12 protein-coding genes are annotated in these 13240 nt (G+C 32.5%); 3 read left to right on the forward strand and 9 right to left on the reverse strand.

Features of this window, described 5'->3' with window-relative positions:
- Positions 1-77: 77 nt before the first annotated feature.
- A complete protein-coding gene (locus MWJ95_RS07925; protein WP_249105549.1) occupies positions 78-1136 on the reverse strand; it encodes a Cfr family 23S rRNA (adenine(2503)-C(8))-methyltransferase in 1059 nt (352 codons plus the stop codon).
- 856 nt (positions 1137-1992) lie between these two features.
- Positions 1993-3933, reverse strand: coding sequence for a lipoteichoic acid synthase (gene ltaS / locus MWJ95_RS07930; protein WP_249074455.1), 1941 nt, complete (start codon positions 3931-3933; stop codon positions 1993-1995).
- A gap of 1129 nt (positions 3934-5062) precedes the next feature.
- Between ltaS and MWJ95_RS07935 the strand changes: the two genes are divergently transcribed.
- Positions 5063-5338 (forward strand): gamma-type small acid-soluble spore protein, encoded by a 276-nt coding sequence (locus tag MWJ95_RS07935; RefSeq protein ID WP_249074454.1) that lies wholly within the window; start codon positions 5063-5065, stop codon positions 5336-5338.
- A 344-nt stretch (positions 5339-5682) separates the two neighbouring features.
- On the opposite strand, the gene MWJ95_RS07940 is transcribed toward MWJ95_RS07935, so the two are convergent.
- The 7 genes from MWJ95_RS07940 to MWJ95_RS07970 form a co-directional block, all read right to left on the reverse strand.
- On the reverse strand, positions 5683-6702 hold the full coding sequence (locus MWJ95_RS07940) for an alpha/beta hydrolase (protein WP_249074453.1): 1020 nt from the start codon (positions 6700-6702) through the stop codon (positions 5683-5685).
- A gap of 192 nt (positions 6703-6894) precedes the next feature.
- The gene (locus MWJ95_RS07945; RefSeq protein ID WP_249074452.1) at positions 6895-7566 is read right to left on the reverse strand and encodes a response regulator transcription factor; all 672 of its coding nucleotides are present in this window, start codon (positions 7564-7566) and stop codon (positions 6895-6897) included.
- Positions 7567-7571: 5 nt separating this feature from the next.
- Entirely contained in the window at positions 7572-8735 is a 1164-nt protein-coding gene (locus MWJ95_RS24610) for a sensor histidine kinase (RefSeq protein WP_249074451.1), read from the reverse strand.
- A gap of 496 nt (positions 8736-9231) precedes the next feature.
- Positions 9232-9765: a hypothetical protein gene (locus MWJ95_RS07955; protein ID WP_249104939.1), complete on the reverse strand. Its 534-nt coding sequence runs from the start codon at positions 9763-9765 to the stop codon at positions 9232-9234.
- 509 nt (positions 9766-10274) lie between these two features.
- Positions 10275-10517: a hypothetical protein gene (locus MWJ95_RS07960; RefSeq protein WP_249074077.1), complete on the reverse strand. Its 243-nt coding sequence runs from the start codon at positions 10515-10517 to the stop codon at positions 10275-10277.
- 202 nt (positions 10518-10719) lie between these two features.
- A complete protein-coding gene (locus MWJ95_RS07965; RefSeq protein WP_249074076.1) occupies positions 10720-11130 on the reverse strand; it encodes a YhfM domain-containing protein in 411 nt (136 codons plus the stop codon).
- 18 nt (positions 11131-11148) lie between these two features.
- Positions 11149-11625 (reverse strand): NUDIX hydrolase, encoded by a 477-nt coding sequence (locus MWJ95_RS07970; protein ID WP_249074075.1) that lies wholly within the window; start codon positions 11623-11625, stop codon positions 11149-11151.
- 323 nt (positions 11626-11948) lie between these two features.
- Here MWJ95_RS07970 and MWJ95_RS07975 point away from each other — a divergent pair, with 323 nt between their 5' ends.
- Both MWJ95_RS07975 and MWJ95_RS07980 read left to right on the forward strand, forming a co-directional pair.
- The gene (locus MWJ95_RS07975; RefSeq protein ID WP_249074074.1) at positions 11949-12515 is read left to right on the forward strand and encodes a DUF7018 domain-containing (lipo)protein; all 567 of its coding nucleotides are present in this window, start codon (positions 11949-11951) and stop codon (positions 12513-12515) included.
- Positions 12516-12905: 390 nt separating this feature from the next.
- Positions 12906-13238 carry an ArsR/SmtB family transcription factor gene (locus tag MWJ95_RS07980; protein ID WP_249074073.1) on the forward strand — a complete coding sequence of 111 codons (333 nt, stop codon included), beginning with the start codon at positions 12906-12908 and terminating at the stop codon, positions 13236-13238.
- The last annotated feature ends 2 nt before the right edge of the window (positions 13239-13240 follow it).

Genomic DNA, 13240 nt, shown 5'->3' on the forward strand with positions numbered 1-13240 from the left:
ATCCTCCTACTAATTTTTATTTATTGTTCGTAATATCTCTTAGGGTACTTCCCACGTTCTAAACATTACTCTCACCTTTATTTATTGGTTATATTTTTTTGATAGTTTCCATACAATTGCCCACAAGCAGCATCTATATCAATGCCAAATTGACTTCTAATGGTAACGTTAATTCCTGCTGACTTTAATTCTTTATAGAAATTTACAACTTGATGTTCATTTGCTTCCTCAAACCTCATAGGTGAACTAACAGTTGGGTTATATCTAATGATGTTTACATGGAACAAACTCCCTCTTTTATATCTACTTCTTAAAAGGTTTACTACTTCTTTTGCATGGTTAATAGAATCATTAACTCCTGGCAACATAATATAAGCAATATAAACTTTTCTTGAGGTCACACGTATATGCTCATCTAATGTATCCATTACATCCAATAATGGGTAGTGTTCATTAATTGGCATTAACTTGCTTCGCTGTTCATTAAAAGGAGAATGTAATGAAAACGTCAGGTTGACCTGCGGATAGTTTTGAGTCATTTTTTTTATGCCCGGAATAATACCTATAGTCGAAATAGATAATCTGCGAGGACTTAAAGCAAACAACTCTGGATTTGTCAGTACATTTAAAGCATCAAAAACTTGCACGTTCGCTAATGCTTCTCCCATTCCCATAAAAGAAATACTATCAATCGAATGTCCTTTTAAGTGAAAATACAAAATTTGGTCAGTAATTTCATCTGACGTTAAGTTGCGTTTTAAACCTATATCTCCAGTTGCACAAAATTTACACCCAAAATTACAACCGCACTGAGAGGATATACAAAATGACTCCCAGCCAGCTTTATATTTCATATTTACCGTTTCTATTTTTTCGTTTCCTGAAATTCCAAATAAAACTTTTGAAACCTGCTCAGAATGTTGCTCCTTTAAAGGAATAACATCTAAAATAGACTCCCCAAATTCTTCAACTAATTTCTCTCTTAACAATTTAGGAAGTACATTCATTTCATGGAACTTATCAATTCTTTCTTTAAAAATGGCATTCAATATTTGTCTCATTCTAAAATTAGGGTAATTGTGTTCCCTTAAGAAATCTTGTATTCTTATATACTTATTGCTTTGTTTTAATTGCATCATTTTCATCCTTCCTTAGAACTCTCTAGTTTTATAGGAGTAAATAGAAAGGAGTTGTCTATCCTTTAAGCTAAAAATAAACACAAAAAAGCACCAATAGAATTATCGGTGCTTAACTTAAAATAAAAAAGCACCAATAAAATTATCGGCGCCTATCTTAAATAAAAAATATGCTCAAATAAATAAGGACTTTAAGTCATTACCTTGTCATTTAATTGGCATAGAGGCAAAGCTCCGATAACTGTTTTGTATGGTTGTATAACTTAAAAAAGGACAGACTACTCCCTTTGTCCGCCAAACCATTTCCAAGTTTTACATTTTTACCAAAAAGAATTCTAAAAACAGTTAACATTGCTTGCACCTCCCTTAATCAAATTTATTATTGAGTAATTTAACATAAAATTGAATATATGTAAAGTTTGATTTTGGCATATCACTATTAAATGAACAATCTTTTAAATATACTATTTCTAACAATACCTCTGCTTCCATATTAGACTCTCTAAATAAGTTTGTTATACATAATAACGTATTTGCTATTTTTGACGTTAAATATGCATTGTTCATTAGTTAAAATGGAATCCAAACAAACTGTCGCTAAAAACGATAAGAACATCCAACACACTAAAACTTTTTAGATAAAACTGGTCAAACCTTAAAAAGCGCTAGAAATCAATTTTAGAAACGTTGATTTCTAGCGCTTTTCTGATGTGAAACTTTCCGATTTTGCTTTTAAAATATATAAAAAGGCAATTCCAGATTACGGTAAGATACCATAGAGCAATCGGATAAAAACTCTTTGATATCAAACACGTATTCTTGAACTGCCTTGCAAATTGCAATATTTAATTAGATTCTAATTCACATCTTTGGAGTAATTATACTTCGAACGATCAACCGGAGTATAATCTGTTGGCGTATAGAATCTCAATAAGTCACCATTCACGACTTTATCAGATAATTGTAATTTACGATCTACTTTATCTTTGATAGTTTTCGCAAACTCTAATTGACTATCATCTAGTAGTAAACCTGTTTGATTATCATAATATTTTTCATTAATTGAATAAATCGTAGGGCTGACAAAACCGCCATTTCTAAATGGTACAACTTCATCATGTTCTTTTGATAATAAGTCGGAACCAAATTGAACAAATTTTTGCGTATCAATTCCTAGTAAATGTAATAATGTTGGAAGAAGGTCTGTTTGGCCACCATAAGTATGGTTGGTTCCACCTTGCATTCCTGGAACATGTATAAATAATGGTACGCGTTGTAAATTAGCACTTTCATACGGTGTAATTTCTTTTCCAATGATTTGTTCCATCGCTTTATTATGGTTATCTGAAATACCATAATGGTCACCATAAAGAACAATCATCGAATTATCATATAAGCCTGATTCTTTTAATTGATTGAAGACCTGTTCGATTGCTTCATCTGCATAACGTGCTGTTTGGAAATAATTATCGACACTTGCATCTCCAGTATTAGCTTTATCAATTGTTACTAAGTCTTGATCCATTTTATATGGATAGTGGTTCCCTACCGTAATTAATTTCGTATAGAAAGGTTGTGGTAACGAACTTAAAAGACTTTCAGACTGTTTAAAGAATGGTTTATCTAACAAACCATATTCAGCCATGTTTTCTGAAGAATTCGTGTCATAATAACTAGCATCGAAGAAGTGCTCAAATCCAAATGATTTATAAATCTCATTTCGATTCCAGAAGCTTCCGTTATTACCATGGAATACAGCAGATGTATAACCATGATCTTTTAAAATGCTAGGAGCTGCTTGGTACGTATTTTGTGCTTTTGTTATATAAGCAGACCCTTGTGGTAACCCGAATAAAGAATTTTCTAGCATAAATTCTGCATCAGAAGTTTTACCTTGACCAGTTTGATGGAAGAAATTATCAAAATACAATGTATTCTTATCTTTTGTTAATGAATTTAAAAATGGTGTAACTTCTTCACCGTTTAATTTATAGTTGATCAGGAAGTTTTGGAATGATTCTAAATGTAAATAGATAACGTTCATTCCTTTTGCTTTACCAAAGTACTCCGCGTTAGGTTTTGCGTAGTTGGATTTTGTATAGTTCAGCACTTCTGTAATATCACTACTATCCGCCAAAGCTCTCTGTGAAGATGCTTTCATCGTTTCTACTGAATCATAAATCGTATAGTTATACATTCCTAGATATTTCACAATATAGTTTCTATCAAAACCACGTGATAATAGTTGTGGACGGTCCGCTTCAGCAAGTCCTAAATTCAAGATTGAAATTCCTAATGCAAAGGCAATGATTGCGATTGCTTTTTTATTGCCAAAACGATTAGTTTCTTTTTGTATTTTTCTTGAGAATCGTAGGTAAAACATTACAAATACATCTACGAAGAACAAGATATCATAAGGCTTTAATAAAGAAAGAACACTACCGCCTAAATCACCGAAGTTCTGCGTTTGGGTAACTGTAGGTAATGTAATGAAATCACTAAAGAATCGGTAATAAACAATATTGGCATATAAAACAATAGACATCAGCGTGTAAACTATAACTAGTGATGTATATTTTCTCTTTCCTCTAAATAAAAACGAAAATCCTAGGAATAGCATTGCTGAACCTAGTGGATTTAATAGTAAAAGGAATTGTTGAAGCACTCCTTCTACGCCCAGTTCAAATTGTGCTTTTTGCGTGATGTATGTTTTAATCCATAACATTAAAACAGCAACTATATATATCCCTAAAAATTTGTTTAATAGGGCATCTTTTTTATTTAATAAATTTTTCATTTTTGCACCTACTTTTTACTTAATTAATTATGCCTCGGTATAATTCCGTCCGGAGGCTTCAGGCCAGTACATGCTGGTCAATCACTCATTGCGCCATAGAACATGGCAATATTGGACTGAGTTCCTTATGAGGGCATTTGAACACACCCACTAAAAGAAGTTTAATTTAAATCTAGCTATATATTAACTATGATTCAAAAGTATTACGTTTAAAAAGTGTTACTTCACATTAGCTTTTCACGTAGCTATTGTATACTACTCCCCTTATAGAATTCTGTCAAGTTATTATACATAGTAAAACACTTCTAACAACTTTCAAATATTAGTTTTTTAACATAACCTTTGCAAGTCAAATGCCTTCTTTTATATCCTCATTCAGTTCAACCACGCAACCGTTTCACCATGAGATGATCGATGATGATTACCAAGTGTTTTAGATTCGTAGCTTACTTATTGACTGCAAGCACTCAGTGTACCGAACCCAACAAAGGATTCTTTATCAAATTGAAAAACTATATAAACACAACTTCCAAGTAATATTATGTAAAGTAAAAATACTTTGCACCCCTATTTCCTTCTAAGGGTCACTTCGATTAAATGAATTCTTTTCCTTATTTCACCCATACTATCCATGTTTAAAAATGTTCATATAAGAAAAGATGAACAAGTATGGCGATAATAAGTGGAAACTCTAAAGACAAGCCATAAGTTTAGCATCTGGTTCGCTTTAAACTTTGGCTGTAACTGTTCCATTAATAAAATCTACGAGGTAATGTTATGGATATATTTTCATGGTTAGCAAAAGGAACAGGTTTGTTATATTTTTTACCTTCGATGATGGTCTTACTAGTTGTTATTGTAGTATGTGTGAGAATCTACGTTTTACTATTCGTAAAGACTCTTTCACCTAAAGTATTTAAAACTCTTTTGGTACCTGTTGTCCTTTTAGGATTCATTATTTGGGCTATTCCAATGAACATGGGATTTTATGATTTTTTTAGAGCGAAGTTTTCTTAGTAACATGATCTACAGGTAAAATTAGCTGGTAATTCATGCTTGGTACTTCATTAGAAATATCTACGAATAATAAAGCATCTTCTGTACAGACTAATTTCAGGAGGTGAAATCCATGAATAATAACAACCAAAACTTTAACCAAAAAGCCCCAAATGCAATGAACTCGTTGAACGCAGAATTTGGGAATGAGACTGATGTTAATCAAATTAGACAACAAATCCAACAAGCCGAAGCAAACAAAAAACAAGCTTCTGGTACAAAGCACTCAATGAACGAAGAATTCGGGAATGAGACTGATGTTAATCAAATCAAACAACAAATCCAACAAGCAGAGGCAAACAAAAAACAAGCTTCTGGTCGATTTGGAAATAATAACAGTATGAAATAGTGAAATATCTTCCCTAACCGGCAATCTTCTTTGCCGGTTTTTCCTATTTCACCCACCTTTTTTATTCTAAGATGTGAACCCTTTCTTGTAATAAAAAAGATTCTTTTGATGCACACATTCGAAGTACCGAACGCCGACAAAAGACCTTAAATTATGTTGGTTTAAAATTGTTTGATTAAATTTCACTCAATACTCTTGATTTCACTGCATAAAAAAAACCAATGTTTTTGACTATAACGTTGGTTTTCCTTTAATGTTATTACTTTTTTAAAAGATTGCATTTGTTACTGTTGTTGTTTAGTAATATTTAATAAACTATCCATCAATGTAAGAAAAAAGCCACCCTATTTAAATGTGTCGCACATCCAGTTATAAAATTTTTCCTTCTCTTCAAATTGTGGATAATGAGCTGACTCTTCAAAAGAAATGAACCCCTTTTGATCCGCTTCAAGCATATCAAAATACTTTTTTGCTGCATTCGATGAAGTCATTGCGTCGTATTTACCCATTACAAAATAAAATGGTAACTCAAGTTTGGTAACGATCTTAGATAGCGGCTTATCCAAGGTTTCTTTTACAAGCGGTTCTTGTGAATTAGCAGCTCCATTGTTATAGCGAATAAAATCCAACAAATTATATTCACGACTTAATAGTATATCGCCATCCGACATATTAATAAGTCTTGTAGCGCCGCCGTACTTATACACATAACCTCTTGGAGTCACTGCCTCTCCAGCATGTATTTTTTCAGCGACCCCCTCTAAGTACTTCACATCTTCTGTATTTCCGGCTTTTTTCGCTTCACTTATCATATTATTCAAATTATCTATTTCACTTTCTTGCATATTACTCATCTGACCAATCCCAATATAGGCTTCATATTTTTCTGGAGCTTTATAAGCAGCCATTGTTCCTAAGTATGTGCCGTAAGAATGACCCATTAAGATCACTTTCTCTTTGCCAAATCGTTTCGAAATATTGTCCGTAAGTTCTAATAAATCATCTACAAGTACATCTGCCGTTAATTTAGAATAATCCTCATTAAAATGATACGATTTGCCGCTTCCTCTTTGATCGTAATGAACGACTGTAAAATCCTTTTCTAATAAGTCTTGGAACTTAGCAGCATAAGGTATTTCGGAACAACCCGGTCCCCCATGTACATAAATAATGACCGGGTTATTTTGATCACGACCTCGAATCATGATTTGCTGTTTGGTACCGTTGATCTTAACTTGTTCTAAGACGCTAATACTGTTATCCCCTTTTATATTCGAAGTCCATGTGGGCCTGAAAAGTGCGATTACCAGTATTATAATAATGAATACACCGACATATTTTATTAATCTCTTTAAGTTTTTCATCTAATCCCTCCTTACCCAATACACTACAATTAAAAAGTAATATATTGTAGTGCCGGTAAGTCACTAATAAGTCATAAATATTTATAAATAAAACGACAAATTATGACTTTTGGCTAATATTTTAAAATAAGGGGCCGCAATCAAAAAAAGAGCATAGACAAAGTCAATTTAACTTCATCTACGCTTTCTTATTTAATATTTCTTATCTTCTATAAGACTCTCTTCCATTGCTTTAGTAATAGCGGAAGATCTGTTTTTTACATTCAATTTCGAATAAATGGTAGAAACATAGTTTTTCACAGTTCCCATAGAAAGAAACATTTTTTCTGTAATGTCTTTATTGGACAATCCTTGGGTTAAACATTTGAGAACTTTTATTTCTTGATTATTTAAATCATAGGGATGAATCATAGAGTTATGGTCTTGATCCGTGTGTGAGTTATTTTTTAATTGTATTTGACCAAACACCTCTTTTGCTAATTGTTGAGGAATGAGGGAGCCTCCGTAATACACCATTTTAATTCCCTGAACTAAATATTCTGGATCAACAGCCTTTAATATATAACCCTCTGCACCAGCATTTAAGGCATTCAACACATGAGTGACATCTTGAAAAGTAGTAAGGATGATCACTTTTATATTGGGCCAACGTTTTTTTATTTCTTCTGTTGCCTTAACCCCATCCATCACCGGCATTTGAATATCCATTAAAAGAATATCAAAGTTTTCTCTTTCGCATAAAGCAATTGCCTCTTCTCCATTTTCTGCAGTTCCAACAATCTCAATGTCAGAAATATTTTCAATCACAATTTTTAAACTTTTTCTTAGAATCTCTTGATCTTCAACGATTGCTGCTTTAATCATGATCATTAAACTTCCTTTGCCATAGGTATGTTACACGTGATCCTCATACCATTATTCAATTTAAAATCAAAGTTAACCGTACCCGCTAATTCCGATATTCGATCTTTCATGGAGCGTAAGCCAAATCCTAAATTTAATTTATGACAACCCTTTCCATTATCTTCGATAAGAACGATCAATTCTTCTAGTTCAAACGAAATATTTACTTTAATAAAAGTAGCCTGACCATGTCTTTTCGCATTTGTAAGTCCTTCTTGGATACAACGAATAATGGCAAACTTTACTCTTTCACTGACTTTGGTCGCTTCCCCTTTGACACTCAGTTGTATATCTGTTGATGTATGTTTCATAAAATCAGCAATCAATTCTTTCACTGATTCAACAAGTGTCTGATGGTCCATTGGAGACATATGGTGAATTGTCTTTCTCACATCGTTCAAGCCATTCCGTGCTAAATCTGAAATCTCTTTTATACTTTTTTCTGCTTCTTTTTGATCTGCCCGATATAGAAAAGGAAGGGCGTCTAAGCTTGTTATGACCGATGTGAAAATATGGCCTACCGTATCATGCAAATCTTGTGAAACTCTATTTCGTTCTTCCTTTATCGTCAGTTCCTCAATTTTTTTTGAATAATACTTCAAATCCTTATTTTTTTCCTCTATAGAGGCAATTAACTCTTTATTTGCTTTATTGACGATGGTCATCCTTCCTAAGCAAAACCCAATACCATAAAAAATAGTAGTATCAATGAAGAGTTTAAAGAAATCCTGATTAGTGAAGAGACTGCCTGCCCATGTACTAGCAGATACGGCAAAAGGTCCTAACCAAATTAATGGCTTAACTTGACAAGCATAAGCAAGAGTAAGGATAGGAACAAGTAAAAAACTGTAAGTCACTGATATATCATACTGACTTGATAAGTAAATAAACAAAGACCCCGTTAACAACACCTCGGCCATTAAATAATAATGGAACTTTATAAGCCCAGGCCGATAAAATAGATGGGGTATGATATAAGAACAACTAGCCCATAAAAAAATAATCCACTTTTCCGAACCAATCGTACTAACGAATATCGCGTATCCATTAAAAGAAAACCATACCGTACGCATGAGAAATAGAAAATAGTCGGGCCAATGCCATTTCCTTTGATCTATTATTGCTTCCACTTTTATTCCCCTATCTTCGGTGTATATACCATCATTCCTAATACTAATCATTTTCGAATCCTACCTGGAGATTATAAATTGAACTGCAATTGCAGTTTCAAAGAAGTAAATATTTTCAAATCTTTGTATTTATTTAGTTATCTCTAAACTCCAAGCTACAATCTTCTATTACAATTCCGATTAATGTCCCTTTTTTTAATTTCTCGCCCACTAAATAATTTAGAGATGATATCTCCTTTTGTTAAATTAGGTTTTTACAGATAATTAGCCATTATATGTATTATTAATTGGAATATTTATCATATGCATTTTTTAATTATACCATCTCCTTCTTCAACTGAACTCAAAATAAACAATGTTGTGATCATGGACTAAGTACTGACATGCAACATTGTTTTTTTATTATGAATTTATCTTCTGCCCTATTGCACAAGAAGCGACTGCTCTTATTGAACAATCGCACCTGTTAGTTGAATAACATAACCTCCAATTTGAATCAATAATCAATTGAATTGGCTATATCTATCAAGGTTTCAGGAGTAACTTTATCTGATACTCGTTTATCAATACTTAGCATATACTGCCAATCATCTCTCTCGAAAACAAGTACATTAAATCCTGAAATAGTCATATAAGTGGCTACACTTCCATTTTTTAATTCAAAGGTTTTTACCACGTACTTCTCTCTTAAAGGAATATTATTCTTTATCGGTCGAACGTTAATTTTATAATGATTTTCGGGTAATTGATCATTTATAAACGTCACTTCAAATGAGTCATTAATATCGCCATCTAAATCATTAAACCTACCAAAATGATGTGTAAAGCTTATTGGTGGTACCCTAAGCGGAAGCTTAAGTTTTTGTTTGAAATGCTGTTCAAAATCTTCCAATGCAGCTTCCACAGTTTTGTAACCTATTTCAGGATAAATTTCTTCATAAGGACTGGATTTATCGTTTGCAGTTGCATATATGGTCAAGAAAAAAAACAAACAAAATGAAATCAACAATAGTGAAATAGATCTGGTCATTTTCTAACACCTCAATGTATTTTAGGTGTAGTATTCCCAGCTTCATTAAAATTAAATTGACATTGCTTGTTCAACTAAACCTCGCCGTTAGCCATCCATGACGCGCCAAAAATCAACACTTCACCACAGAAAATGAAAGATGATTAAGTTCTTTCATGGGAGTTGAATAACTTAATAATCAGTTGTTTGGAATAGCACACCTTATTTTTAAATGTTGGAGTTGGGAGGCGTAAGCTTAAAAGCAAGGTATGTTGAGATTGTGGTAGCACATCATTAAGTTGATGTGCTTTGTTAAGTCTCTCAGACAGCGCTCAGACGACTCGAGTATCAGTTAGACATACACTTGGTTGCATGGGTTGCTATCAGGTAGGTTCTCAGAGCTACTTTCCAATTCTTATGAACGTTGATCAAGAGCAGGGAGCATAACAAAAAGGACTTGTGTATGATATTACGCACAAGTCCATAGTTTGAAGTGTGATAGGATGTTGTTCCTCTTGTTGAAAAATGACTCATAAAATTATTTTTTCTCCAAGATAATCTAAATCCCTTTTTAAGTTAAAAATAATAAGTATTCTATGAGACCTTTCTGTAACTCGACCAAAATCTACAATTTGTTGTATTTCAACTATGTCATTTGTATAAATTTTTTGTGAGTCTCTAACTTCGGTAATCTTTTCGCCTAAATTGTCAATAGATTCCCAATGTACAATGTTAAGTTCAACTACTCCTTGATAAGAAGCTTTTATACTCAAATCATCATCTCCCTGCATCTTAAATAACTGAAAATTATGTCTATTAAGAATGATAACACAGAAAAGTTTGATTTGGTAGATAAATAGAAAAATTTACCAGAGGTTTATTTCTATTACAGTAGTCCACACAATAAGGTCAAAACAGATTCTTAATAAGAACAGCGACGCTTCTTGCACAATCGCGCCCGATTGTGCAGGATCGTTATTCAACTAAGAATATATTTTTTAAGGTATTTGCATTATCATTATTTAGTTCTCCGTGACTTTTGTATTTATCAATGCTAGCAATTGTTCCTGTACCAGTATTTTCATTGAACCAAACTCCTAATTCCCTCAATCTTTCAGGCTTTTTATCATCAGTGTAAAAAAATGTAGCTTTTACATCTGGATTTCTAGCCATGTTAACCCCTGTATCTTCCCATTTAATGTTTTCGATTGTTTTCTTTAATAAATCAACCGTTTCATTATCTGTTATCATTAAAACTTCTTCGTAATTTCTTTCTTTACTTAACTTTTGAAAATCTACTCTTGTTAATTCCCTTTCATCTTCACTATAACAGGCAACTAAAAACATTGTTGCAAAAAGAAAAATAATAGTTATTATTCTTTTCAAATTCATAAACCTCCAATATTAGTTTTCAATACGCAAATATTCGGAAGGATTTCTCATGACAAAATGTTTTTCAATAGACATTAGGACTTCATCATTTCCAGGTAATGAAACCGTGGCAATTGCCTCTTTAAACGATAACCATTTATATTCGCTGTGTTCGTAATTTAATGTGACTTCTTGTTGTTCTTCAACATATCCAACAAATACAGGTGCAACATAAATATAATTTTCTTTTGGTGAAAATATTTGATCAAATTTGTTAGTAGTATATAATAAAATCTTTGAAATACCTGTTTCTTCTTTGACCTCTCTTACAGCAGACTCCCAAGCCATTTCTCCTTCCTCGATACCTCCGCCAATATAACACCAAACATTATTTAATACAGATGTAGACCTTTTCAATAACAGTACTTTATACTCTTTTTCAATCTTTTTTAAAAGTACAATTGCAACACCTGTACATTTTATTGGAACTTCACCATAATCTCCACTCATTTACTCACCTCGTAGTGTTTTTCTATAACCCTTAAATTTCCTTTTTGCTTTAAATAGAATTATTCATAATCTCAATATAGAGAACGAAACTTAGTGGTAAATGTTTCCTTAAAGTGTATAAAAACGTCCCTCAAGAATATGGCCCGATTGTTGAATACAAGTTAAACAACACTGTTCAACTAACCTGCCCCTTTAGTTTAAGTAAATTTCTTCACAATCTCCAAAGAGTTTGGGGCCGGGATCCTGTTTTTTGCGGCCCGGAATTTTACGTTGTGGTACAATATGTTAATTAATTACAATACTTTCTAAAAGGAGGATACATAATGAAAGCAACGAAACTCGTATCATTAGCAATACCTATTCTATTATTAGTAGGTTGTGCGGTAGAAAATAAAGAGTCTACTCCTAAGACTGAGCAGGTAAGCAAATCAACAATGAAAACAGTAATATCAGAGAAACAGTATCCCTATTATATTTGTGAACAATTAGTAGAGTTTCAATACTTGAAGGATTTATTCATAGTAAACTCGATGAAAGCTACGAAAGACAAAGAAAAAGAAAAAGATATTTTAAAAACAGCAAACAAGATGGATGAGATTTTAGACAATATGGAATATATAAAAGTTCCTGATAAATACAAAGACATTCACAAAGACATACAATTAGGGGTAACAGATGCAAGAAAAGGAACAAAGACTATTAAAGACGCTAGTAAAGAGGATAAACCGAATATGCAAGAAGCTGTACTAAAAAGTATGCCACATTTATCAGGTGTAGATGGGGAATATTGGAAAAGGGCGGGTTATGAGTTAAGTAAGGAAAACAAAGATGCTTATGTTAAAGCACTTGAGAAATTAACGAAAGAACATTCGGAAAATGACTTCCGCTAACGATAATTATGTAAATGAGCTGACCATATGGGCGGCTCATTGTATTTTTTGCTTAGCATGGGTTTTTTCCAAAATGCTGGCGGTACCCCAATCAATCTTTATTTTAAATAATCGAACTTTGTTTTAAATGATCAATCTTTTTTATAAAACTACAGTATTTTCAGATAATGACTCCTCCCAACCTTACAAACCATGCTATGACTGACTTTTAACAAAAGTGTATAAAAAGCTGTATAAATAATGTTCATAAGAAAAGCCACGAAACGTTGATTTAACAACATTAGCGGCCTTTGAGTTCGTCTCCAAACTTGTATTTGGGAACGTTTTTTTGAATGTTTATGTATTTACTTATATTTACAAAACAAGTAATATGTAATAAATTTATTACATATGAAACATATTAATAATGGTGATGAATTACTTTTGTTTTTGGAAGCTTTATCTAATCCTCATAGATTAAGAATTATTAGCATTTTGTCTAATGGTAAACAGTACGTTAGTCAGCTTGCTAGAGAGCTTGGTATGAGCAGACCCCTTTTGTATTTGCATTTACAAAAGCTTGAAGAAGCAAATCTTGTTTCAAGTGATATGGAATTACTAAAGAGTGGTAAAGCTGCGAAATACTATATGCTAAATTCTTTTAAATTACAGTTAAATGAGGAGCTTATTTCAAAGTTAGAACCAACGCTTACTCTCAAAAAAAATAAGAAGATGGAGGATTAAAT

It is taken from the genome of Lysinibacillus sp. Bpr_S20 (assembly GCF_023337835.1).
In the GTDB taxonomy this organism is placed as follows: domain Bacteria; phylum Bacillota; class Bacilli; order Bacillales_A; family Planococcaceae; genus Lysinibacillus.